Origin of the sequence: Roseibium sp. MMSF_3247 (assembly GCF_030733765.1) — a bacterium.
GTDB lineage: Bacteria > Pseudomonadota > Alphaproteobacteria > Rhizobiales > Stappiaceae > Roseibium.
On record NZ_JASHII010000004.1, the window covers coordinates 292,342 to 316,436 of the forward strand.

A 24,095-nucleotide genomic window follows, 5' to 3' on the forward strand; every position below is an offset into this window, starting at 1 on the left:
AGAGCGAAATGACTGCATTGGAAAGAAGAAACTGGGTGCCGGAGGCCTGTGAGGCTTATGTTCAGGAGCTGGCGGCCCGGACCGCCTCAAACAATCTGGAAAAGACGCAGGCGCGCATCGACGCGTTGATCGCACAGAACCTCCAGATCCATGACCGCGACTGCTTCAATCTCAATCCGGCGACCAACGTCATGAACCCAAAGGCGGAGGCTGCGCTCGCTTCCGGGCTCGGGTCGCGGCCGTCGCTTGGGTATCCGGGCGACAAATATGAAATGGGTTTGGAAGCGATCGAGGAAATCGAGGTCATTTGCGCCGAACTCTGCGCGGAAGTGTTTCAGGCGAAGTTCGCCGAAATACGGGTTGGCTCCGGCGCGCTGGCCAATCTCTATGCCTTCATGTCGACCTGCCGTCCGGGCGACACGATCATTGCGCCGCCCGCGTCCATCGGCGGTCACGTGACCCATCACCAAGCTGGATGTGCCGGCCTCTATGGTCTTAGTATTCACGAAGCGCCGGTGAGCGCAGATGGCTACACGGTCGATCTTGATGGGTTGAAGGAACTGGTAGACCGCGTGAAACCGAAACTGATCACCATTGGCGGCAGCCTCAATCTCTTTCCGCATCCGGTCCGGGAAATCCGCGAAATTGCAGACGCGAACGGGGCCAAGGTTCTCTTCGACGCAGCTCACCAATGCGGGATCATTGCCGGCAAGGCCTGGCCGAACCCGCTCAAGGAAGGGGCTCATATGATGACCATGAGCACCTACAAGAGCCTCGGCGGACCGGCAGGTGGATTGCTGGTCACCAATGAGGCCGATCTGGCAGAACGGTTGGATGCGATTGCCTTTCCAGGCATGACGGCAAACTTTGATGCGGCCAAGTCGGCCGGGCTTGCGGTAACCATGTTGGACTGGAAGGCCTATGGCGAAGCTTATGCGGCCGAGATGATCGCTCTGTCTCAAGAATTGGCAAAGGAACTGCATGCGAATGGCGTGACAGTCTTCGGCGCAGGAAAGGGATTTACCCAGTCCCATCAGTTCGCAGTCGAGGCAGCCAGTTTCGGTGGCGGGCAAGCAGCTTCGAAAAAACTGCGCCAAGCAGGTTTCCTTGCCTGTGGGATCGGTCTTCCGATTGCACCGGTTGAGGGAGACATGAACGGTTTGCGAATTGGAACCCCGGAATTGGTGCGCAGAGGCGTGACCGCCAAAGACGCACCAAAATTGGCGGGTCTGATCGCACGTGCCCTGAAGACCAACGATCCGGTCACTCTTGCGGGCGAGGTCTCGGCATACCGGGCTGAGTTTAACGATGTGCACTTCGTGCTTCAGTCATGATTTGCACATAGGACCTTCCCGTGGCATGACGCGCGCAGGGACCGCTGTCTGAGTCCTGGCGAACCGTCTGTGCTCATGTCCCAAGCCAAATTCCTGACCGGCAACCTGTTCCGTCATGTGACCGTGATGTCGCTGACATCGTCCGTTGGACTGATGGCAATCTTCGCCGTTGATTTCGTCGATATGATTTTCATCTCGATGCTGGGTAAGGATGAGTTGGCGGCGGCGGTTGGCTATGCGGGCGCGATCCTGTTCTTCACGACATCCTTCAACATCGGGGTTGCGATTGCAGCCGGTGCATTGGTGGCCCGGGCGCTCGGCGAGGGAGACAAGGAACATGCGCGCAGCAGGGCATCAGCAGCACTCGGCTGGGGCGTCCTGTTTTGCATTGTGTTTGCGACCCTGGTCTGGTTCGGGCTGGATTTTCTGGTCAGCCTGATTGGAGCGACCGGCGCGACCCACGGACTTGCCGTTGATTACCTGTCGATCATTGTTCCAACCTTGCCGTTTTTGCTGTTGGGCATGGCAGGGGGCGCCATCTTGAGGGCCCACGGGGATGCCCGGCGCGCGATGTCCTGCACGATCATCGCCGGGTTGGTGAACGCGGTTCTGGATCCTATCCTGATCTTTGGCTTTGGTCTTGAGTTGACCGGTGCCGCCCTTGCAAGTGCAGCGTCCCGCATCGCGCTGGCTGTCTTCGCCATCTGGCCGATCTTTCAGTATTACGGCGGTCTGAGCCTTCCGGGCAAATCCGCTTTCATGAAAGCTTTGCCGCCGATCGCAGCGATCGCCGTCCCTGCAATTCTCACCCAATTGGCGACCCCTGTCGGTCAGGCGTTTGTCACCCGCTCAATGGCGGAGTTCGGTGAAGATGCGGTTGCCGGAATGGCTGTCGTCGCCCGGATGAGCCCGCTTGCCTTCGCCACGATTTTTGCGCTTTCCGGTGCCGTGGGGCCGATCGTCGGGCAGAATTATGGAGCAGGGGCCTACACAAGGGTTCGCACCGTCTTGCGGGATGCGCTTTTGTTCACGGCCCTGGTGGTTGCGTTCGCCGCCCTGGTGCTATTCCTTTTAAGAGAGCCGATCGCTGCCTTGTTTCAGGTGCAGGGTGTGGCCCTGACGCTGATCTATCTTTTCTGCGGTCCTTTGGCCCTGGCATTCTTCTTCAACGGAGCTCTCTTCGTCTCCAACGCATTCTTCAACAATTTGGGGCGCCCGTTCTATTCGACCTGGATGAACTGGGGCCGTCATACGCTTGGCACCATCCCGCTCGTCATGATTTGCGGATCGATCTGGGGAGCTCCCGGGGTGCTGATCGGTCAGGCCGCAGGCGGTGTGATTTTTGGCGTTGCGGCCATCTTCCTGGTGCGCTCGGTGATCCGGTCGGTCGAGACCGGGGACGGCAGACCCGCAGGGCCAAGCATCTTCCAGCGTCAAGCCCGCCAGGTCATTCTCTTTTTCAACCGCCGCTAAGCCACTACTTGTAGAGTTCAGAACTTGCTGGGTTTCACAGCGCTCCTTCGGGCACTGATCCGGATGAGTTTTTGAAACTTCGGGCATTCTATGTGACGCGGTGCAGGGCAGTCGGCAACGTGCCGGATCATATCCCGCAAGGATGTCAGCCGGGTGATCTGATCATCGAGATCGTCCGCCTTTGTGCGCAGGACCGAGCGGGAGAGGGACGGGCGGCCGCCCGGTCCGAACATGCCCTTGATCTCCTCCAGCGAAAAACCGGCGGCTTTGCCGAGCCGGATGACGGCCAGCTGATCGAGCACTTCCGGTCCGAACAGCCGTTTCAGGCCACGCCTGCCGGCGGAATGGATCAGACCCTTTTCCTCATAGTGGCGCAGCGCTGATGCGGCGACCCCGGACTGGCGCGCAACTTCCGAAATATCGAGTAATTTCATCTCTTGACCTTAAGTCGACTTGAACTTGTAGGCTGCAGCCAACTCAGTCGTCATGCAAGAGGATTTTTACATGACTTATACAAATGGCCGGCCGGAAACATCGCTTTGGCGCGATGTAACTGCGTTGGCGCTGCTTCTGACAGCCTCGTTAAAAATCATGGCAAATGCCACGATCAGTCCTGCCTTGCCTGCGCTGGAAGCCAGTTTTTCAGGCGAGCCGGGCGCAGCTTATCTGGTCCGCTTTTTGGTCTCGGCGCCGTCCTTGACCGTGGTTCTTGTTGCACCGCTTGCCGGTCTTGCGATTGACCGCTTCGGGCGAAGCTGGCTGCTGATGGCCGGTGTTTTGGTGTTCGCACTGTCGGGCAGTGCCGGTGCCTATCTGAACGATCTGACTGCCATCCTTATAAGCCGTCTTCTGCTTGGGGTCGCCCTTGCTTTTACGATGACCGCGCAGGTCGCACTTGCCGGGGATTTGTTTCAGGGCAACCGCCGCAGCGCCTTTATGGGAGGGCAGGTTGTTGCGATTAATTTCGGAGGTTTTTTGTTTATTGGCGGAGCCGGTCTGTTGGCCGGCGTTTCTCCGCGTTTGCCCTTTGTAATTTATGCGTTGCCTCTTCTGCTGCTGCCGTTGCTCTGGCCGGTTATGAAACAGGAGTATCGGAACCGGAAACCCGCACACGACGTGTCCACATCCTTAACCAGTGCGGCAACCGAAGTATCAGCTGCGCAAGCCGGATCGTGGCTGGTCTATGCTTTTGGGCTTGCCGGTCTTTCAATGCTGACCGTGATGATCTTTTTTCTGATGCCAAGCCAATTGCCGTTTTATCTTGAAACATCAGGATTTGACGGGGCGACCGGCACAGCGCTCGGGCTTGGCGCCTTGACCCTGTCGGGCGCTTTCACTGCGTTGAAGTTTGCAGCGATCCGCGGCCGTCTCGGTCTCCCAATCACGTTTTCGGCAGGTTTTCTCATCATGGGATGTGGTTTTGCAACGCTTGCGATGTATCCAGCGTGGGAGTTCATCATTCCAGGCTGCGCACTGATTGGCGTTGGCTATGCGTTCGTCCAGCCGGCCTTGTTTCTTGCCGCGCTCGACATTGCACCGTCCGCTCGGCGTGGAACGGTCTCCGGCATGATCACAACATCGATGTTCTTAGGGCAGATCGTGTCGCCATTTGTGTTTACTCCGGCACTCCAGAGCTATGGTTTTGTAGCGGTATACGCCGTGAGCGGCGCAGCATTTGTTGTCTTCGCATCTTTGGCACTGGCAGTTAGACTTTTCAGACCCGTAAGAATGGCTGTGCCCTCAGAGCCTAGTTTGGAAAAACCAGTACTTTGACCGGTAACAGAAGGGACTGGATGCGGATGACGAGCGCATTCGCAATTCCCATCCCGTCCACGATCCGGAACAGGAAGGCAGAGAACCCGGAAATCTCACCAGACTTGATGGCCTTGTCGTGATTTGAATACGCAACGCCTATGCATCGGCTGCCGGGTGGGATGTAATCCGCATGACCTTCGAAAACAGGCTCTAGAACAGTCAGGATCGTGCCGGGACGCGCGCGATCCTGAATATCGATTAGCTGATCTGTGGGCCGGAGTTGACCGCCTGAGATCGCATCCTGGATTTCGGTGACAGCCATCGGGATGACGGCAAGCGGTTTTGAGGCGCAAGTAATCTCAACGACCGTGCCGATGTGGAGGATCTGAGCTGAGATTTGGCCAAAGCCAGCCTGAAAGCGGCCGCGGCCCGATCCTTCAGGGACCAGAATACCGGCCGGACGCAGGATTGGATTGACGAGGTCACCCGGTTGGAGCTTGAACTGGCGGACAGTACCGTTTGTCCCGGCAAAGACGGTCGACTTTTCGATCTCTGTTTCCGCCTGCGCAAGTGCCGCTTCGGCACTCGACTTTTGCGCCGGGAGAAGAACCCGGAGCCGGGTCTGGATCGCATCGCGCTGCGCCTTGATTGCTTCCTGCGACCCGGTTAGACCTTCGACCGACAGCCGTAGGCGCTCCAATTCCTGCTTGGTGACCACATTCTGGTTGCGCTCAGACAGGTTCAGGCGCCGCGTGAGATCATCCTGTGCCTGGCGCAACTGACTTTCAGAAGCAACGATATTGCCTTCGGCTGCTGCGAGTTCCGCTTGTCCGACCAGAATTGCGGCTTCCACCTCGGCAATCCGGCGCCGCGCTGTCTCGGCTGCCGCTTGTTGCCGCTGCGTATCGAGCCGGAAGATGGGGTCTCCGGCGCGGACAAACTGGTTGTCGGCAACATAGACCTCTTCGACCCGGCCGGGTCGATCGCTGAGAATAGAAACGGTCCTGAAGAGTGAGGTGACATTCGTCGTGGTGGGGTGAAAATAGAAAATCACCGTCAGCAGACTGATCGCAAGCACCGCACAGGACGTGATGCCCCAACGCAGTTCATACCACACTGTGAACAGGTTGATCTCATGACCAAGCCGCTTGCCCTGCTTGTAGCGGCGATAAAGGTAATCCGGAAGGATCGTAATCAGGGCGCTGAAAAGCAGCTCAAGCATTACCGGATCCTTCGCTTGCCGGTCCGGCCATAACGGAGCGATTTGACCTTAACTGGTAAAACTATCTGCGAAATTGGAATGGCGGCGAGCAACAGAGCTGCAACCCAAAAGGCGTTGTTGAAGGTGATCAGTGACAACAGGCCGAGCAGCCCGACAATCTGGATCTGGGTCTTGCCCATGCCGGACGCCATCCGGTCCGGCCAAGCCTGAACTGTGAAATACAGCGCGCCGAACCCGACCAGCACCAGGACCATGAAGATACTGACCGCGATGAACAGCGTGTCTGTCTGGCCCGGTGCCGTGATAAAAAACGGTAGCGGATCATGGCTAAGATTGCTCGTGATTGTGTCCACAACATCCCCTTCAAAGCCGAGACTTTGTTCTTAGTAGACAAAGTCAGGGCCTTGCGGGCAATACGTAATTTTGCGTTAGAGGCCGACTGCGTCGAGGTCTGCAGGTTTCTGCGGAACCCCTGCCACATAGGTTTCGACAACGGACCGGTCATCACCCAGGGTTTGCAAAACAAACAGCTCTTCGGACAACGTTTCAGCTGTTTCCATCCGTAAGGCCATTGGGCGTGTGGCTTTGGCGTTCAGAACAACAATGTCCGCGTCGGTACCAACGTCGAGCGAGCCGATCTTTTCAGAAAGCGACAGCGCCTTCGCATTACCAAGCGTTGCCCAGTAGAACGTTTCAAGCGGATGCAGGCGCTGGCGCTGCAATTGCAGGACCTTGTAGCCTTCATCCAGCGTGCGCAGCATGGAATAGCTGGTGCCGCCGCCAATGTCGGTCGCGATCGAGGTTTTTATGCCGGCTGCTTCTGTCCGTTTTTTGTCGAAAAGACCGCTGCCCAGGAACAGATTGGAGGTCGGACAGAACACGGCGACAGAACCGGTTTCCCGCATCACGCCCAATTCCCGGTCATTCATGTGGATGCAATGGCCCAGTAGTGTTTTGGGCCCCAGAAGTCCGAAGTCTTCATAGACTCCCAAATAGTCTTTTGCGTCGGGGTAGAGCTCCTTCGTGAAGGCAATCTCGTTGTGGTTCTCATTGATGTGGGTCTGCAGATGGCAGTCCGGATACTCTTTCAGGAGCGTGCCGGCAGCTTCCAGCTGCTGGGGCGTCGAAGTGATCGCAAACCTTGGCGTGATGACGTAGTGGGCGCGGCCTTTGCCATGCCATTTCTCCAAAAGTACCTTGCTGTCAGTGTAGGCGCTTTCCGCAGTGTCGCAGAGGGCTTCCGGCGCATTCCGGTCCATCATCGTCTTGCCGCCGAGCATCAGCATGCCCCGGCGGCCGGCTTCCTCGAAATACGCCTCGACCGAATTCGGATGACTGGAACAGTAGGCGACCGCCGTCGTCGTGCCGTTTGCAAGCAAACAGTCGTAGAACCCACGTGCGATCCGGTCACCGTGTGTTTTGTCAGCGAATTTCTGCTCGGCCGGGAAGGTGTAGTCGTTCAACCAGTCCAGCAGCTGATCGGCCCAAGAGGCGATGACCTGCACTTGCGGAAAATGCAAATGCGTATCGATGAAACCGGGCATCAGTAAATACGGCCGGTGGTCGATTTCCTCAAATGGCTCTAAAGCTGCGGCTTTGACATCGGCATACGAACCGCGTGCCTTGATCACTCCATTGGAAATCAGGAGCGCGCCATCGTCTTCATAGGTATAGGCGGATGTGTCCTCAGGGCCGCCGGGCGCGGAGGTGAAGGTCAGCAGTCTGCCGCGCAGAAGTTTTGCCGTTGTGTCTGCCAAATCTCTATGTCCCTGAAATTATGCTGCCGGAGCCCGCTGTGCGAGGCAAGGCCTTTTAGACGCGATCCGGGAGGGCGGCAACGCGAGATACATTCAGAATTTCAAGAAAGACCTCCATGAGAGGGCCGCCGAAATGGCATTCTCACTTTGACGGTAAGTTGCAAATCTCTTCAGCGGCCGGGTCTGAATGAATGCTTGAGGTTGTCGATAGACTGCGGTTAAGTGCCTGCAGTTCTTTTGATAAAGGTGCCCCATGGCTGTTGATTTGCCCCGTCAGACCGACAATGCGTTCCTTGGTGATTCTCTGAAAGGAGGGTCGCACGAGCCGACTTATGGCGGCGTCTTGTCGTTCATGCGCCGGCGGTACAGCCGCGATTTGACCGGGGTCGATCTGGCCGTCTGGGGGATTCCGTTTGACGCTTCCGTTTCAAATCGGCCTGGTGCTCGTTTCGGACCACAGGGCGTGCGCCGAGCATCGGCTATTTTTGATGGGGATCCGCAATACCCCTTCGAGTTTGATCCGTTCGAAACACTGGCTTGTGTCGATTATGGGGATTGCGTTTTTGATTATGGCCACAACCGGGATATCCCAGGCCACATTGAAGCACAGGCGCGAGAGATCCTGCAGAGTGGCACGCATCTCTTTTCCATCGGAGGCGATCATTTCGTCACCTATCCCTTGTTGAAGGCGCATGTCGAAAAGCATGGACCTTTGGCCCTCGTTCAGTTCGACGCGCACCAGGACACCTGGGATGACAAGGGAGACCGGATCGATCATGGCACCTTTGTTGGCCGGGCGGTTCGAGAAGGTCTGATTGACCCGGAAAAATCAATTCAGATTGGTATCCGGACGCACGCGCCGGAAACTTGCGGCCTCGAAATTCTTTACGGCGAAGAAGTGGAGCTGCTTGGGGTCAACGGCGTGGTCGAACTGGTCAAGGACCGGGTCGGTGATGCCAAGGCCTACATGACGTTCGACATTGATTGCCTTGATCCCGCGTTCGCGCCAGGAACTGGAACGCCTGTTGCGGGTGGTCTTACGAGCCGCGAGGCGTTGATGATCTTGCGCCGGCTGGGGGATCTGAACTTCGTGGGTGGGGATGTTGTTGAAGTCGCCCCAGCCTATGACCATGCCGACATCACATCAATTGCAGGCGCAAGCGTGGCGTTGATGTATATCGGATTGCTTGCGGAAAGGCAGCGTCAGCGGACAGACGGTCTTTGACGTTGACGGCCGAGATCGGACGTCATGTGTCCGTCGGATAAGCCTTTGAATGACTTGTTGTTGTCATTGGCTTTTCGTGCGTCCCAGAAGCGGTAGAGCGGATGGGTTGTCTTGTTCTTGCTGTAATAAGCAGACAGTTGCTTCCACAAAACGTACTGGGTGATCATGGCGACAATCACACCTGTGGCAGTCACAAGCGGCGATAACATCAAACCACCCAAGATGGTGATAGCGAGCGCTGTCCAAGCAGTCAGATAAAGACCCAACATTGGTCCTCGCTGACCTTTGGTTTCTCGCAATTGATTGAGCCAGATACGTTCGCCGTAGCTGGCCTTCCGGCACAAGCGCAAGTCATTGATCGGAATGTAGCGAGACAGGGCCACCACAACCCAACAGGTCCAGAGTGCCAGAATGCCGGCATAGAACGGGCCGATCCAAAGCGCCGTCCAGCTTGCAGCCGCAGCACATGCAGGGACGATCATGCGCGCTGCCATGACAGACGCTTTTACCGGGGCAGGTGAACCAGACCGTGCCGTGTAGCGCGCGGACCCGGTTGGCCCGGCCCAGTGCGCAGGTCTTCCATCATCAGAATGAAGCAGAGGCGGTGTGTGCATGATCTGGATTTGTTTCCCTTCGTAAGAACCTATACCGCGCGCTAAACGGGTTTTGCAAACCGGGAAAAGCAAGCGGCTTGGCAAAGTTGACAATAATCAGACAAGGCTTTGGTTCGGTTTTGCTCTCATGCGGCGTTTCTGGGGTTGGATTAACGGAAAATCAAACCAAACACACAGAGCTTGTGCGGTATTAATGCATGTAAACGCTTTGGCAGTCTGGAATGTGTTACTAGGATGGTCTGCAAGAAAAAGTGATATGCAGATGCGGTTGAAGGCGGATCCATGACGGATCAACAGGTGTCTCAGGGAAGAAACGAAGGCCCAACAGGTTTTGCCGATTGGCAAGCCATGAAATCCCTTGCGACCAGACTTGAAGAGTTGAACACAACAACGTGCTTTGACAGCTCTCTGGACATGTTTGGCGATCTGGACTGGCTTCAGCAGCTGGTGAACCTCGTTTCCGATTATGTCTATGTAAAAGACCGGCGGTCGCGATTTGTCATGGCAAATGACAAGGTCGCTGAAGATATGGGCCGGTCAACCAGTGCTGAGTTGATTGGCAAGTCCGATTTGGAGTTGCATCCACCCGAGGTCGGGCAGGTGTTCTATGAGGACGAGCAGTCCATGATGCGTGAAGGCCGGGATTTGGTCGACATTATGGACCGTATCCTTTTGCCCGACGGCACCGAAAAGTGGTTTTCATCATCCAAATATCCGATCCGCAAAGAAAACGGTGATGTTGTCGGGATCGTCGGTATTTCCCGAGATGTGACGGAGCGCCAAAACGCTGAGAAATTGCAGCGGGGTCAGAACGAGATCCTGAAGAAACTTGTGAGCGGTTTGCCGCTGCAGGATGTTTTGAATTCGCTCGTGCTCATGATCGAAGGGCAGCTGGAAAGCGGCATGGGTTCCGTCATGCTGGTGGACGACAGCGGTAATCATATCCTGTCTGCGTCCGGTCCGAACTTGCCCCAGAGCTATCTGGAGTTGGTTGATGGCATAGAGATTGGCCCAAGAGTAGGGTCTTGTGGAACGGCTGTTTTTCGAAAGGAAGCAGTGTTCGTCGAGGATATTTTCGACAGCGAGCTCTGGGCAGAGTATGTCGATCTTGTGCGCGAATATGATCTGAAATCGTGCTGGTCGGTTCCGTTTTTCTCCGGGGATGGCAAGGTGTTGGGGACCTTTGCATTCTATTGGACCGATGTTCGGGCCCCCTCAGAGCGGGAAGAGAAAATTGTTCGTGAAGCTGCGCATTTGGCTTCCATTGCGGTTGAACGCGACCGGGCGGAAAAAAGGATCCGGTATCTTGCAGTTCATGACCCGCTAACGGGATTGCCGAACCGCCGGAAGTTCAAACGGAAGCTGGAAGCTAAAATCGAAGCAAGCCGACAGACCGGCGAACCGGTCGCTGTTGTGTTTGTGGACATGGACAACTTCAAGTTCATCAACGACAGCTATGGACATGCTGTGGGTGACGACGTGTTGTCTACTGTCGCAGATCGCATCCTCGGATCCCACAACACCACTTTTGAGACGATAAGGTTCGGCGGGGACGAATTTGTCCTCTTCGTAGATGGCCCTACCGCGCATAAGTCGGAACTCAAGGACTATCTGGCGCGCATGCGCGCTGAAATTTTGAAAACAATCGAGCTGGACACGCTGACGCTTCACGTGACTTGTTCGATCGGGGCAGCCGTCTTCCCGTTAGATGGCGACACGGCCGATGAAGTTTTGAAGAACGCCGACCAGGCGATGTTTGAAGCCAAGAACCTGGGCCGGGATAATTTTTTCATTTTCGATCGGGAAACGGCGCCGGCGGGTGTCAACCGGCTGAAGCTGGTTGAAGAGCTGCGTCGGGGCATCAACAACAATGAACTGTTCCTGGAGTATCAGCCACAGATCGATCTGATGAGTGGCCGGATTGTCGGTGCTGAGGCGTTAGTGCGGTGGACACACCCGGAACGCGGGAGACTAATGCCCGGCGAGTTTATTGAGATTGCGGAACAGACCGGCGCGATTATTTCCCTTGGCCGCTGGGTCCTGAACGAAGCATGCCGTCAAAACAAAGCCTGGCAGGACGCTGGTCTTCCGCACATAACGATCGCGGTAAATGTCTCTGCGAACCAGTTCCGCGACAAGGCTCTTTTGTCAGATGTGTTTTCCGCGCTGGACACAAGCGGTTTGGATGCGCGGTATCTGGAACTTGAGTTTACCGAAAGCCTTGTTATCCAGAATGTGGAACAGGCCGTCGCCTTGATGGAAGATTTCCGGCGGATCGGCATTCATTTGGCGATTGATGACTTCGGCACCGGTTACTCCAGCCTTGTCGCTTTGAAGAATTTTCCTTTGAACCGGCTGAAGATTGACCAAAGCTTCATCCGGGATCTCGAATACAAGGAAAGCGACCGAGCAATTGTCCGGGCGATTATCAGCCTCGGGCGGGAACTGGGGCTAAACGTTGTCGCCGAAGGGGTCGAAACAGCAAAACAGCAAGCGTTCCTGCTGAGCTGCCGGTGTGAGACCACGCAAGGTTACCATTTCGGCCGGCCTATGGCGGCCAACAAGTTCTCAAAACTTCTCGGGATGACCAGAACACCGTTGGATGTGGCGCTCTAAACGTTGTCTGCCTGTTGCAGCTCGCTTACTGCGAGAAAGCTTCCGGGGAAACACAAGAAGGCACGAAAAGATCGCTCAGATCCGTGCCTTCTTTTTGGAACTCAGACCCGGTTCATCACATAACTTCCCGGGGCGTCTTCGAGTATCTTGACCCGGTTGGCGCCAGGCTTGCGCGGCTTGGCTTCAGCCGGATCGTTTTTGCGGATCCACTCGTCCCAATAGGGCCACCAGGATCCGGGGTGCTCTTCCGCGTTTTTCAACCAGTTTTCGAGCGTCCCTCGCGCTTCGCCGCCGGTCCAATACTGGTACTTGTTCTTGACCGGAGGATTGACGACGCCAGCAATATGGCCGGAACCCGACAATACATATTCCACTGGACCACCAAAACAGCCAGACCCCAAGAACACGGACTTTGGCGGCGCGATGTGATCTTCGCGGGTTGCGAGGTTGAAGATCGGGATCTTGACCCTGGACAGGTCAAGTGTTTCGCCGCCGATTTCCATCTCGCCCTTTGAGAGCTTGTTGTCGAGGTAACAATTGCGAAGATAGAAGGAGTGGTTCGCTGCAGGCATGCGGGTAGAATCTGAGTTCCAGTACAAGAGGTCGAACGGGAAGGGCTCTTTCCCCTTCAAGTAGTTGTTCACCACATAAGACCAGATGAGGTCATTGGACCGGAGCATGTTAAAGGCCGACGACATCTTGGACCCGTCTAGATAGCCGCTTTCTGCCATGCGCTTCTCCAGGATGGAGATTTGCTCTTCGTCGACAAACACCTTGAGATCACCGGCATAGGTGAAATCGACCTGCGTCGTGAAGAAGGTTGCCGTCTTGATCCGGTCGTCGCCAGTCTGCGCCATATAGGCCAGCGTTACGGCGAGGAGCGTGCCGCCAACACAATAGCCGATTGCATTGACCTCTTCCTGACGGGTGGCGCGCTTGATGACATCCAGTGTGTTGAGGATGCCCTCTTTCATGTAGTGCTCAAAACTCTTTTGAGCTTGCCGTTCGTCCGGATTGACCCAGGAGATCACGAACACCGTGTGGCCTTGATCCACGGCCCACTTGATGAAGGATTTCTCCGGGTTGAGGTCGAGGATGTAGAACTTGTTGATCCACGGCGGCACGATCATCAAGGGGCGCTTCAAGACTGTGTCCGTAGTCGGGTCATACTGGATGACCTGGCACACGTCGTTTTGCGCGATGACCTTGCCCTTGGTGGTTCCAAGGTTTTCACCGAGTTTGAACTTTGACGGATCTGTCTGACGAATCTTCAATTCGCCCTTGCCGGTCTTCAGGTCCTCGGCCAGATGCTCCATTCCTTTGACGAGATTTTCGCCGTTGCTCTCCATGGTCAGACGCAGGAGTTCAGGATTGGTCAGGAGGAAATTCGACGGCGAGAGTGCGTTTGAAATCTGTGTGACGTAGAACTCGGCCTTGTGGCGGGTGTGCTCGTCCAGTCCCTGGGCTTCGTGGACCATCTCTTCGGCCCACTGACTGGTGATGAGATAAATCTGTTTGACGAAATCGAAGTACTGATTGTTCTCCCAGTCGGGATCAGCAAACCGCTTGTCCGTTACCGGGGCCTTCACGGCCGGCTCCGACTGTTCGCCCATCATTCGTTTCAGTGACGAATTCCAGAGATCGATGTAGCCGCTCCACAAGCGGCCCTGCGCTTCGAGAGCCCGCTGCGGATCAGACGCCCAGTATTCGCCAACTTGAGCGAGTGTCTTGACCACGCCGGTGAGTTCGTCAGTCGATTCGTGCGTAATCTTGCCTTGCTCGCGCGGCTCGATATACGCAGCGAGCGCCTTGCCTGCATTTTCCAGTGTCTTCGCAAGATTTTGCGCGAAAGCTTCTGGATTGTTGATGATGTATTGCAACATGGGATGCTGGCGGTCATCAGCCATAAGCAGGGATTCCTCCGACTTCCGGTCTTCTTAACTGCCGTCTGGAGGCGGCAGTCTGTTGGGCGGTTCCTCAGCGTTATGTGTTTCTATTTGCGCTTGTATTCGGAACGTCAGTTTCATTTATGGCACAACGTTCCGGCGCCGTCGATTGGTTTCCATAACGCGTATTGCCGCTGTGCTAGAGGACTTGTGTGACACTTCGATGGAAGTATGATCACAGTTGTAGTTGAGGGAGACGGCAATCATGCGCGTGCGGCGCGATCTCTGTTTGGTGTTCTTGGGGGCATCCATTCTCCAATCCTGCGCCGTTGGCCCCGGCACGCCGCTCGTCAAAGCGGTGAACCCGGACCAAAAAACACGATCAGGCACCGTGCAGCCGCCAACGGGTTACGGTCCGCCAAACGCGTCCGCGCAGTCCAAAGGCCTGATCAACCCGTTGGAGCGGGCCGAGACGGAAGAATATCTAAAAACTCTCGCAGACGAGCAGTGAACAGATCGACACGGCCTTAGCACTGAGTGCGGCGGACTGCCTCTAACGCTCTGGTCTATTCTTTCACAATGGCACTGAGTGTCAGTTTTATCATAGCCTCAGCGGATACACCTTACTTCACCTCCCGATAAAAATAGCGGGTACCGTTACGTAAAACAACTTTGGATAACTTTGAAACTTTGGTATGCCACCTGCGGGTGAGCACATACCTTGTTGGGCAGAAATGTGGTCCCGGCGTTTTGGGGGCGCTCGTGCTTGATGTGAAGACTATACTGTTTTCCCTAGTTGTCGCTGAGCTGACAGCCAGTGCTGTCTTGTGCTTTCTTTTTTTCTTCTGGAAACATCGTGACCGGGCAGGGCATTTGTCCTTCGGTCTGTGGTCTATTGCGTTCCTGCTTGGGGCGATCGGCACACTGCTCATAAGCTTCCGTGGTGTGTTGCCTGACGACCTGACCATCATTGCAGCGAATTTTCTTATCCTTTTTGCAACTGGACTGAGACGCAGCGGTGTCGCGGCCTTCTTTCACCAGCCTTTGCGCGTTTGGATTGCTGCAGGGCTTGCCGGGGTCTGGCTATTACTCTGCTCGGTTCCGGACTTTGCGACAACATTGTCCAGCCGGGTGGCTTACGTACAACCGGTTATGATCCTCTACATCGCATGGTCGGCCATAATCTGCTTGCGCTGGAATACAGAAAACCTTGTCACGCCGAAGGTGTACGCTTTTAGTGCAGCTCTGGAAACGAGCGCGCATTTCAGTTTGCTGACCGCACTTGGATTTGGCTCTGAAAACGGGCTGTTCGAAGCGATCAGCGGTCATGTCATTTTGATTGCACTGCTGCTTATCCTGGTTGCCATGGTACTTTCCATGTTTACCGCTCTCGCGATGCCGATCGAGCGATCACTTTTGCAATTCAAATCGGCCGCCTATCGCGATTGTCTAACGGGATTGCCCAACCGCCGGGCGGTGTTTGAAAGGGCGGCAACGTTCACGTCAGTCTCCGGCGCAAACAACTGTCTCACGGTGATCCGGTTTGACATTGATGAGTTCAAGAGGGTCAACGACAAACACGGCCATGCAACCGGTGACTTGGTCCTTCAAGTATTCGGCCGGGTTTGCGAGGAAACAAGACCGGCGGATACGGTTGCAGGCCGGCTGGGCGGTGATGAGTTTGTCATTCTGTCCACCAGGATGGAGCCAAACCAAGCTCGGATTCTTGCCGAAAGGATACGGGCTCATTTCGCTGCTGCCTGTTCGGAGGAGACAGAGGGTTCGGTTCAGGTTGGACTAAGTGCTGGCGTCAGTTCTGTACCGCTTGATCTCGGACTGGATGAGGCCTTGGAAATTGCAGACAGAGCTATGTACGAAGCCAAAGCGTGCGGCCGGGGCAAAACGGTTGTCGGCTCCGCAGAAAAGGCCAGGGTTTTTTCTGGCACTGAAGACGCACAATTCGCTTTTTATAACCCCCATCCGGCATAGCTGCCCGTTACCGAGCCTTCTAATTGGCGCGCTTTACCCATTCTCGCGGGCGTTCTTGGCAGGCCCCGGCCAAACTTACCTGTTCCCACATTTAGGTGGCTAGGTGCTCAAAGATGGGTGCGAAACTTGAAAAGGCCTGTTAAAAGGGCGCGCAACCTGCTCACCGCGCAGGTGCGAATTACCCATTTTCAAGCCGCAAGGATCCGCGCCAATGGAGGAATTCCACAAAATCAAACGGCTCCCGCCGTATGTTTTTGAACAGGTCAATCGCTTGAAAGCAAAGGCGCGAGCGGCGGGCGCGGATATTATTGATCTCGGTATGGGTAACCCGGATCTGGCAACACCGAAGCACATCGTCGACAAGCTGACCGAGGTCGTTCAGGACCCGCGCAGCCACCGGTATTCCGCTTCCAAGGGAATTCAGGGTCTGCGCAAGGCTCAGGCATCCTATTACGGCCGTAGGTTTGGCGTGAAGCTCGATCCGGACACACAGGTGATTGCAACACTTGGCTCCAAGGAAGGCTTTGCCAACATGGCCCAGGCGATTTCCGCGCCAGGCGATGTGATCCTGAGCCCCAATCCAAGCTATCCGATCCACACGTTCGGGTTCCTGATGGCCGGAGCCTCGATCCGCAACATTCCGGCTGAGCCGAACAGTGGCTTCTTTGAAGCGCTGGAACGCGCGGTCATTCACTCTGTGCCGAAACCGATCGCGATCATTCTGTGTTATCCGGCCAACCCGACAGCGTATTGCGCGGACCTCGATTTCTATAAGGACGTCGTGGCTTTTGCGCGCAAGCACAACATCTTCATTCTCTCGGATCTAGCCTATTCAGAGATCTACTTCGGAGACACCCCGCCGCCGTCTGTCTTGCAGGTGCCGGGTGCAATGGACGTCACCGTCGAGTTTACATCTCTGTCCAAGACGTTCTCCATGCCGGGTTGGCGGATGGGTTTCGCGGTTGGCAATGAGCGCCTGATTGGCGCCCTTGGACGGGTGAAATCCTATCTTGACTACGGCGCTTTCACACCGATCCAGGTTGCTGCCACAGCGGCGCTGAACGGTCCGGATGATTGTATCCGTGAAACCCGTGAGATCTACAAGAAGCGCCGGGATGTTGTCGTTGAGAGCTTCGGCCGGGCCGGTTGGGATATTCCAGCGCCGGAAGCCAGCATGTTCTGCTGGGCCCCGATCCCGGAAAAGTTCCGGTCTCTCGGCAGTTTGGAGTTCTCCAAATTGCTGCTGGAACGCGCCGACGTTGCGGTCGCACCGGGCATCGGTTTTGGCGAATACGGTGACGGGTTTGTCCGCATTGGTCTCGTTGAAAACGAGCAGCGGTTGCGCCAAGCGGCAAGAAATGTCCGCCGGTTCCTTGAAACTGCGGAGCAAAAGCTGCACAACGTCATCCCGCTTGAGACTTCTCGCTGAATAGAATTGGATTAATTCCCGAATGGCAGACGCATTGAAAATCGGCGTGGCCGGCCTTGGAACGGTCGGTGCGTCCGTGGTGCAACTCCTGGAAAAGCACGCTGGCCAGATTGAACGTAGGACCGGTCGGTCCTTGACGGTTACAGCTGTTAGTGCCCGGAACCGGACGCGGCACCGGGGAATTGATACAGGCGGCTTCACCTGGTTCGATGATCCGGTGGCCATGGCGAATGAAGCAGAGCTCGATATTTTTGTTGAGCTGATCGGCGGGGAAGACGGACCGGCCGAGCAAAGCGTTCGCGCAGCGCTTAGCCGCGGTGTGCATGTCGTGACGGCCAACAAGGCTTTGATAGCCAAACACGGTGTGGATCTGGCCCGCGTCGCAGAGGCGAACAACGCCTGCCTCAACTATGAGGCGGCAGTCGCGGGCGGAATTCCGATCGTGAAAACCATGCGCGAGTCTCTTGCTGGCAATGAAGTCAGCCGCGTCTACGGCATCTTGAACGGCACGTGCAATTATATCCTGACACGGATGGAAGCCGAAGGCATCAGCTTCGAAGACTGCCTGGCTGATGCGCAGCGGCTTGGTTATGCGGAAGCCGATCCGACCTTCGACATTGAAGGCAACGATACGGCACACAAGCTTGCGATCCTGACAAGCCTTGCCTTTGGCACCGAGATTGATGCCGACAGCATTTTCATGGAAGGCATTACTTCCATTACAACGGCCGATATCCAGGCTGCCGACGAGCTCGGCTTCCGGATCAAGCTGCTCGGTGTTGCACAGCGCACCGACACGGGCATCGAACAACGCGTTCACCCGACAATGGTGCCGAAATCGTCCGCGATTGCACGGATCGACGGCGTTCTGAATGCGGTAGCAGTTGACGGCGATTATGTCGGGGAGATCGTTCTGGTTGGACCGGGTGCCGGCGGGAACGCGACAGCGTCTTCGGTGGTTGCCGACATTACAGACATTGCCCGGGGCGACGAAACACCCGTTCTTGGTATGCCGGCAACAGATCTGGTTCCGTATGAGCGAGCCCGGATGCGCCTTCACGAGGGTGGCTATTATATTCGGTTGTCGGTCTACGATCGCCCGGGCGCGTTCGGTGAGATTGCCCGCTGCATGGGCGATGCCGGTATCTCGCTTGAGTCCATCGTTCAAAAACGGGCAGCGGCAGAAGACCGAGACCGCGACAGTGCGGATGCGCCGCAACCGGTCATCCTGATCACCTATGAAACAACCGAGATCGCCATCAAAGAAGCGCTGGATGTAGTCATGTCGAAAGGCGTGGTCGCAGAACAGCCTCAGATGATCCGGATCGAAAAACTGAAGTAAGTCAAACGTCCCGCGGACGTGCGGAACGGGGGAAAAGCGGAGATGTTGATGTCCAACACAGAACACCAGCCAGCCAGCGGGCTTGACCGGATCCTGACATTGGAACTGGCGCGTGTTGCCGAAAGAGCAGCTGTTTCAGCCGCCCGGTTGCGCGGTCATGGCGATGAAATGGCCGCCGACCAGGCAGCTGTTGATGCGATGCGCCGTGAATTGAACCGCCTTCCGATCGACGGCACGGTGGTGATCGGCGAAGGTGAGCGTGACGAAGCTCCGATGCTTTACATCGGCGAGAATGTCGGCACCAAGCAGGGCCCGAAAGTGGACATCGCTTTGGACCCACTGGAAGGCACGACCATCTGCGCAAAGAACCTGCCGAACTCTCTCGCTGTCATCGCGCTGGCTCCGGAAGGTGACCTTTTGAATGCGCCGGACAGCTACATGGACAAGATCGCGATCGGTCCGGGCTATTCGGATGGCCTGATCGATCTGGATGCGCCGATTGCGGACAATTTGGCCGCTGTCGCCAAGGAAAAAGGCGTCAAGATCGAAGAAGTGACGGCCTGTGTCCTCGACCGTCCGCGCCATGCACGTTTGATTGAAGAAATCCGGGCGACAGGTGCTGCGATCCGCCTAATTGGCGATGGCGATGTGGCTGGTGTGATCCACACGACAGATCCGGAGGAAACCGGCATCGATCTTTATGCAGGTATCGGCGGCGCACCGGAAGGCGTTCTGGCTGCTGCTGCCCTGCGCTGTATCGGTGGTCAAATGCAGTCCCGTCTGGTGATCACCCGCGACGAGCAGGTCGAACGTGCACACCGCATGGGCATTGACGACATCAAGAAAAAATACACGCTGGAAGAAATGGCCGGTCCGGACGTTCTCTTTGCTGCAACCGGTGTGACCGACGGCAACTTCCTGCAGGGCGTGCGCTTCGGCCGCAATCATATCACCACGCACACTGTGGTCATGCGGTCCTCAACCGGGACTGTCCGCTACATCAAGGCCCAGCACACTCAGCTGGAAAAGTTCCACCTGGACTAAGTCTGGACGCATGCTGACAGGATTTGGCGAAGACGATAAAGGGCGGCTCGTACTCGGGGTTGCCCGCTCCGCCAATGACAATGCATGGCGGGAGCGCCTGAGCGCCGCTGAAACCCGCGCCGCGATGGCGATCTCGCAACAACACGGGCTGCCCGACGTTTTGGCCCGTGTCATGGCCGCGCGCGGTGTTGCCGCTGAAGACGCTTCAGCGTTTCTCGAACCATCGCTCAAGACTCTGATGCCGGACCCGAGCAGTCTGGTCGACATGGACGCCGCTGTCACTCGCGTGGCCGATGCGGTCCAGGCAGGCAAGAAGATTGCAATCTTCGGCGACTACGACGTCGATGGCGCCACCTCGTCCGCGGTACTGGCTAAGTATCTCCAGTGGATGGGTCTTGATCCGGTGATCCACATTCCTGACAGGATCATTGAGGGGTACGGGCCCAATGGACCTGCAATTGAGAACCTTCAGGCGGGCGGAGCGGAATTGCTGATCACGCTGGACTGCGGCAGCACGTCTTTTGAAGCCTTTGAGACGGCCCGGAAGCTCAAGCTCGACGTCGTTGTGATCGATCACCACCAAGTTGGTGAAACGCTGCCCGAAGTGCGGGCGCTGGTCAATCCGAACCGGCAGGATGATCTGTCGGGGCAGGGGCACTTGGCGGCCGTCGGCGTCACATTCCTCTTTATTGTCGGACTGAACCGCGAGCTGCGTCAGCGGGGCGTGTTCAACGGCCGTCAGGCGCCGGATCTGATGGCATTGCTGGACTTGGTGGCACTCGGCACGGTGTGTGATGTGGTTCCGCTCCAGGGCTTGAACCGCGCTTATGTAACGCGTGGGTTGGCAGTCATGCATCAGCGCCAGAACTATGGGCTGACAGCGCTGGCCGATGCCGCGCGGGTGAGCGGAAAACCGGCTCCTTATCATCTGGGGTTCCTGATCGGTCCGCGGATCAATGCGGGTGGCCGGATCGGCGATGCGGCTTTGGGTGCACGTCTTCTGACCACAGTGGACCCGCATGAGGCTCGCGCTATTGCCGAACGTCTTGATCAGCTGAACACCGAGCGTCAGGCGATGGAAGCCGTGATGCTCGAACAGGCAGGAGCCGAGGCCGCTATGGCTATCGAACAGCGGGACCCGGCCGTTCTATTGACTGGTTCCAACGATTGGCACCCGGGGATAGTCGGCCTGATCGCGTCGCGGCTCAAGGAAGCGCATCGCCGGCCGGCCTTTGCAATTGCCTATGATGAAACGGGCAAGGGCACTGGGTCTGGGCGGTCGATCAACGGTGTCGATCTTGGCAAAGCTGTGCGGCAGGCTGTCGACGGCGGGCTTTTGGAAAAGGGCGGCGGACATGCCATGGCCGCAGGGCTGACGGTGCGCCAGGAAAAGGCTGCAGATCTGGAAGCCTTCTTCAACGAAGTTCTGAAAGATGATGTGGAAGCTGCAACGGCGCACCGTGAACTGAAGATCGATGCGGCACTGACTGCAACGGGTGCAAACCTCGATCTGATGAATATGCTGGAAAAGGCAGGCCCCTACGGCGCTGGTCATTCCGAGCCTGTGTTTGCATTTCCCGCGCACCGGGTCTCCTTTGCCGATGTCGTGGGCAAAGGCCATGTGCGGGCGACACTTGCAGCCGGTGACGGCACTGCGCTCAAGGGGATTTGCTTCAAGGCAGAGGACAAGCCCCACGGGCAGATGCTTCTGGAAGGCCGTGGCCGCAACCTACACGTTGCGGGGACACTGTCCATTGACACCTGGCAGGGGACACCGAAAGTGCAGCTGCGCATTCTGGACGTTGCGGACCCGCAAAAGACCAGGCTTTAACGTTCCTGCAACGCCAGTCGAACACCGAGAATGCAGAAAATCGTCCCGACGGCTTTTCCTTGCCATTTCAAGATGACGGGATTGCGCCGGACCAATCCGCCAAGTGTACCGGCGCCCAAGGCAAAGATGATCGTGCTGAATAGCCCGAGGGCGACAAATACAAACCCGAGAACTGTCAGTTGAAGCAGCACGTAACCATTTTCGGGCTGCACGAACTGCGGCAAAAAAGCCAAAAAGAAGAGGGCGGTTTTTGGGTTTAGAATCTCCGAAATGAAAGCCTGGCGAAAGGCTGTCCCAGTGCTTACGTCCGCAATGCCGTTTCCGAATGACGGAGCAACTTTCGAAGTGATGGCTTTGATGCCAAGGTAAATCAGATAGGCGGCACCGACGTATTTGATCACCGAAAACAGAAGAGCTGAGGCCGCGATGATCGCTGAGAGGCCGAATACAGCGAGCAATGTGTGAACGATGTCGCCAGCTGCAATCCCGGCGCCTGTCGCGATGCCGACTTTTGGTCCCGACGTTGTCGCCCGTGCGATTGTCAAAAGGGTTGCCGGACCTGGAATGAATACAAACCCAAGTACGATTAGACTGTAGGTGATGAGTGTCGGCAGATCGACCATGGCATCCTCCGTCAAGAACCATATCCAATCCATCACGGGCTCAAGATCTGTACAAGGGATTTGTTATCCGCTGCAATTAACCTCCCTCTAACACCCTTGCCGTAGCGTTCATTTCACGAAGGAATCGTGAGGGTTGAGTATGCGTACTCAGAATGAGTTGGCACCGTATTTCCGCGAGATCGACCGGCGGACAGACCGGGCTCTTGAAGGTGTTCGGGAAGTTAGAAAATCTGCAAAGTTGCGGGCGCTTCCGGCCGAACCCAAGCCGTGGTTCATAAATACCGGCTTTCTGGTTCTTTTGACGTTTTTTGTCGTCTTGTTCGCGAGCTGAACCAAACCGTTTATCATCGGCCTTGAACTGATACGCAAGGTCCAGCTATGTCGGCTGCTTGGTACTCAAATGGGGCGGGCAGCATGACCAGTTATCCAATTTCACTTTGGTCCTTCAATCTCGGCAGAGCGCCCAGATCTGTGGCCGCGCTCGCTGACATGATTGCGGAGGGGCTCGAGAGGGCAGCGTCGGAAGGCGCAAAACTTCTCGTCCTGCCGGAATACCTCGCCGAGACATGCCTTGCCTTCAAACCGGCAGGACTTCGGCCAGATCAGGAAATGAGCTTTCTGGCTGATGTTGGTGACAATCTGTTTCCGCTGCTGTCCGAATTGCCGCAAAAGACAGGCGTCTCATTGTTGGCCGGGACATGGCCGGTGAAAACACCCTGCGGGATTACAAATACAGCGGTTCTGCTGACCCCAGATGGCCGCGAAATCCGCCAAGATAAATTAAGCCTCACACCCTTTGAGCAGGAAGAAGACATCTGGCATCTGGTGCCTGGAACGGAGCTGAAGGTGTTTGAGCTGGATGGTCTGAAGATGGCCATCCTGATCTGCCTGGACATTGAAATGCCAGCGCTGAGCTGTCTTCTTGCCAAAGAAAAAGTCGACCTCATCCTCGTACCGTCGATGACAGAGAAACTCTCCGGCTATCACCGTGTGTTTGGTTGTGCAAAGGCGCGGGCGGTCGAACTGATGTGTGCCGTTGCTGCCTGCGGCGTTGTCGGGCGCGCGGAAGGCACAACGCAGAACGACACGAATGTTTCCGGAGCTGCGCTCTTTGTGCCGTGTGAGGAAGAGCTTGGGTTCGAAGGTGTTGGCGCTGAACTGAAGCCGACAGGCGGCGTCAACGGTGAAGAATTGTTTCTCACCACGTCTGTTCCAGTCGGCGTGATTCGAGCCTTGCGGGATGGTGGCGCAGAGGTCTGGCCGGGCGCTTGGACGGCCGAAAACGTAACACTTTTAAAAATGTGACGCCCATTGCGTAGTTTTCATGCGCATATGCGCACAATGTGCGTTTTTTGCTAGACGGCAAACAAACTGCGCTATATAAGCCAGCGTCTCATCTTCACCATTTTGGGATTTGTATGGCTTTTGCCCCGACGATATCGGCGTTCGACGCCTTGTGGCTGCGCGGTTTTGCTGGTTTGTTTGTCAAACCGGCCCGCCTGCAGATCGCGGCGTTGTGTTGCCGGAAGGGCGAACAAGAGCCTGAGATCCTTCTTGTGTCGACACGGGACACCGGCCGGCTGATTTTGCCGAAAGGATGGCCCGAGGCGGACATGCCGGCCTTCGAAACGGCTCTTCTTGAAGCTTATGAAGAGGCTGGGGTGATCGGCAAGGCAGATCATCGGCCTCTGGGCAGTTTTCGGTCCTACAAGGGGCTCGCAAGTGGCTTGAAACTGCGCACCAGAGTGCTCGTGTTCAAGGTGGAGTTTGAAAGCCAAGTCGATAATTTTCCTGAGCTGGGGCAACGCAAGCGCATTTGGATGACTGTCTCTGAGGCCATTGAAAAGGCTGATGAACCAGCCTTGCGGCGTTTCTTAAAGCGGCATCGCAACCAGCTTTTCTAATCGATCTGTCAGAACGTTTGAGCGGTCTGTGACACGTCTGTGTCGCAAGGC

The 24,095-nt window shown here is 56.3% G+C and carries 21 protein-coding genes; 14 read left to right on the forward strand and 7 right to left on the reverse strand.

Annotation, left to right across the window (positions count from 1 at the left end):
* Positions 1 to 8 precede the first annotated feature (8 nt).
* Both glyA and RBB44_RS15300 read left to right on the forward strand, forming a co-directional pair.
* Entirely contained in the window at positions 9 to 1,334 is a 1,326-nt protein-coding gene (glyA, locus tag RBB44_RS15295; RefSeq protein WP_306148566.1) for a serine hydroxymethyltransferase, read from the forward strand.
* Positions 1,335 to 1,409: 75 nt separating this feature from the next.
* Complete coding sequence (locus tag RBB44_RS15300; protein ID WP_133947093.1) at positions 1,410 to 2,807, forward strand: MATE family efflux transporter; 1,398 nt, start codon at positions 1,410 to 1,412, stop codon at positions 2,805 to 2,807.
* A gap of 17 nt (positions 2,808 to 2,824) precedes the next feature.
* Here RBB44_RS15300 and RBB44_RS15305 read toward each other — a convergent pair whose 3' ends face one another.
* Positions 2,825 to 3,241 (reverse strand): helix-turn-helix domain-containing protein, encoded by a 417-nt coding sequence (locus tag RBB44_RS15305; RefSeq protein WP_306148567.1) that lies wholly within the window; start codon positions 3,239 to 3,241, stop codon positions 2,825 to 2,827.
* Positions 3,242 to 3,311: 70 nt separating this feature from the next.
* On the opposite strand from RBB44_RS15305, the gene RBB44_RS15310 reads away from it, so the two are divergent.
* Entirely contained in the window at positions 3,312 to 4,580 is a 1,269-nt protein-coding gene (locus tag RBB44_RS15310) for an MFS transporter (protein WP_306148568.1), read from the forward strand.
* Here RBB44_RS15310 and RBB44_RS15315 read toward each other — a convergent pair.
* The 3 genes from RBB44_RS15315 to guaD all read right to left on the reverse strand — a co-directional run bounded on the left by RBB44_RS15315 (position 4,555) and on the right by guaD (position 7,541).
* On the reverse strand, positions 4,555 to 5,784 hold the full coding sequence (locus RBB44_RS15315) for an HlyD family secretion protein (protein ID WP_306148569.1): 1,230 nt from the start codon (positions 5,782 to 5,784) through the stop codon (positions 4,555 to 4,557). The two genes, RBB44_RS15310 and RBB44_RS15315, sit on opposite strands and share 26 nt — an antisense overlap.
* Complete coding sequence (locus RBB44_RS15320; protein ID WP_306148570.1) at positions 5,784 to 6,137, reverse strand: hypothetical protein; 354 nt, start codon at positions 6,135 to 6,137, stop codon at positions 5,784 to 5,786. The genes RBB44_RS15315 and RBB44_RS15320 overlap by 1 nt, the downstream gene beginning before the upstream one ends.
* Before the next feature lie 75 nt (positions 6,138 to 6,212).
* Positions 6,213 to 7,541, reverse strand: coding sequence for a guanine deaminase (gene guaD, locus RBB44_RS15325; RefSeq protein ID WP_306148571.1), 1,329 nt, complete (start codon positions 7,539 to 7,541; stop codon positions 6,213 to 6,215).
* Positions 7,542 to 7,794: 253 nt separating this feature from the next.
* Here guaD and speB point away from each other — a divergent pair, with 253 nt between their 5' ends.
* Entirely contained in the window at positions 7,795 to 8,766 is a 972-nt protein-coding gene (gene speB / locus RBB44_RS15330) for an agmatinase (RefSeq protein ID WP_133947099.1), read from the forward strand.
* Here the strand turns inward: speB and RBB44_RS15335 are convergent.
* Positions 8,745 to 9,380: a hypothetical protein gene (locus tag RBB44_RS15335; RefSeq protein WP_306148572.1), complete on the reverse strand. Its 636-nt coding sequence runs from the start codon at positions 9,378 to 9,380 to the stop codon at positions 8,745 to 8,747. The genes speB and RBB44_RS15335 overlap by 22 nt on opposite strands.
* A gap of 282 nt (positions 9,381 to 9,662) precedes the next feature.
* On the opposite strand from RBB44_RS15335, the gene RBB44_RS15340 reads away from it, so the two are divergent.
* Complete coding sequence (locus RBB44_RS15340; protein WP_306148573.1) at positions 9,663 to 11,996, forward strand: EAL domain-containing protein; 2,334 nt, start codon at positions 9,663 to 9,665, stop codon at positions 11,994 to 11,996.
* 101 nt (positions 11,997 to 12,097) lie between these two features.
* Here the strand turns inward: RBB44_RS15340 and RBB44_RS15345 are convergent, their stop codons facing one another.
* Positions 12,098 to 13,903 (reverse strand): alpha/beta hydrolase, encoded by a 1,806-nt coding sequence (locus RBB44_RS15345; RefSeq protein ID WP_306148574.1) that lies wholly within the window; start codon positions 13,901 to 13,903, stop codon positions 12,098 to 12,100.
* Positions 13,904 to 14,147: 244 nt separating this feature from the next.
* Between RBB44_RS15345 and RBB44_RS15350 the strand changes: the two genes are divergently transcribed.
* From RBB44_RS15350 to recJ, 6 genes are all read left to right on the forward strand, one after another.
* Positions 14,148 to 14,393, forward strand: coding sequence for a hypothetical protein (locus tag RBB44_RS15350; RefSeq protein ID WP_209175143.1), 246 nt, complete (start codon positions 14,148 to 14,150; stop codon positions 14,391 to 14,393).
* A 251-nt stretch (positions 14,394 to 14,644) separates the two neighbouring features.
* Positions 14,645 to 15,871 carry a GGDEF domain-containing protein gene (locus RBB44_RS15355; protein ID WP_306148575.1) on the forward strand — a complete coding sequence of 409 codons (1,227 nt, stop codon included), beginning with the start codon at positions 14,645 to 14,647 and terminating at the stop codon, positions 15,869 to 15,871.
* 211 nt (positions 15,872 to 16,082) lie between these two features.
* Positions 16,083 to 17,300: an LL-diaminopimelate aminotransferase gene (locus RBB44_RS15360; protein WP_306148576.1), complete on the forward strand. Its 1,218-nt coding sequence runs from the start codon at positions 16,083 to 16,085 to the stop codon at positions 17,298 to 17,300.
* 22 nt (positions 17,301 to 17,322) lie between these two features.
* On the forward strand, positions 17,323 to 18,642 hold the full coding sequence (locus tag RBB44_RS15365; RefSeq protein WP_306148577.1) for a homoserine dehydrogenase: 1,320 nt from the start codon (positions 17,323 to 17,325) through the stop codon (positions 18,640 to 18,642).
* 48 nt (positions 18,643 to 18,690) lie between these two features.
* Positions 18,691 to 19,686, forward strand: coding sequence for a class II fructose-bisphosphatase (gene glpX / locus RBB44_RS15370; RefSeq protein ID WP_306148578.1), 996 nt, complete (start codon positions 18,691 to 18,693; stop codon positions 19,684 to 19,686).
* 10 nt (positions 19,687 to 19,696) lie between these two features.
* Positions 19,697 to 21,517: a single-stranded-DNA-specific exonuclease RecJ gene (gene recJ / locus RBB44_RS15375; protein WP_306148579.1), complete on the forward strand. Its 1,821-nt coding sequence runs from the start codon at positions 19,697 to 19,699 to the stop codon at positions 21,515 to 21,517.
* Here the strand turns inward: recJ and RBB44_RS15380 are convergent.
* A complete protein-coding gene (locus RBB44_RS15380; RefSeq protein WP_306148580.1) occupies positions 21,514 to 22,140 on the reverse strand; it encodes a LysE family translocator in 627 nt (208 codons plus the stop codon). The two genes, recJ and RBB44_RS15380, sit on opposite strands and share 4 nt — an antisense overlap.
* Positions 22,141 to 22,279: 139 nt before the next feature.
* Between RBB44_RS15380 and RBB44_RS15385 the strand changes: the two genes are divergently transcribed.
* The 3 genes from RBB44_RS15385 (at position 22,280) to RBB44_RS15395 (ending at position 24,044) form a co-directional block, all read left to right on the forward strand.
* A complete protein-coding gene (locus tag RBB44_RS15385) occupies positions 22,280 to 22,471 on the forward strand; it encodes a hypothetical protein (RefSeq protein ID WP_306148581.1) in 192 nt (63 codons plus the stop codon).
* Positions 22,472 to 22,554: 83 nt separating this feature from the next.
* Positions 22,555 to 23,445 carry a carbon-nitrogen hydrolase family protein gene (locus RBB44_RS15390; protein ID WP_306148582.1) on the forward strand — a complete coding sequence of 297 codons (891 nt, stop codon included), beginning with the start codon at positions 22,555 to 22,557 and terminating at the stop codon, positions 23,443 to 23,445.
* Between the two features lie 113 nt (positions 23,446 to 23,558).
* Complete coding sequence (locus RBB44_RS15395) at positions 23,559 to 24,044, forward strand: NUDIX hydrolase (RefSeq protein WP_306148583.1); 486 nt, start codon at positions 23,559 to 23,561, stop codon at positions 24,042 to 24,044.
* The last annotated feature ends 51 nt before the right edge of the window (positions 24,045 to 24,095 follow it).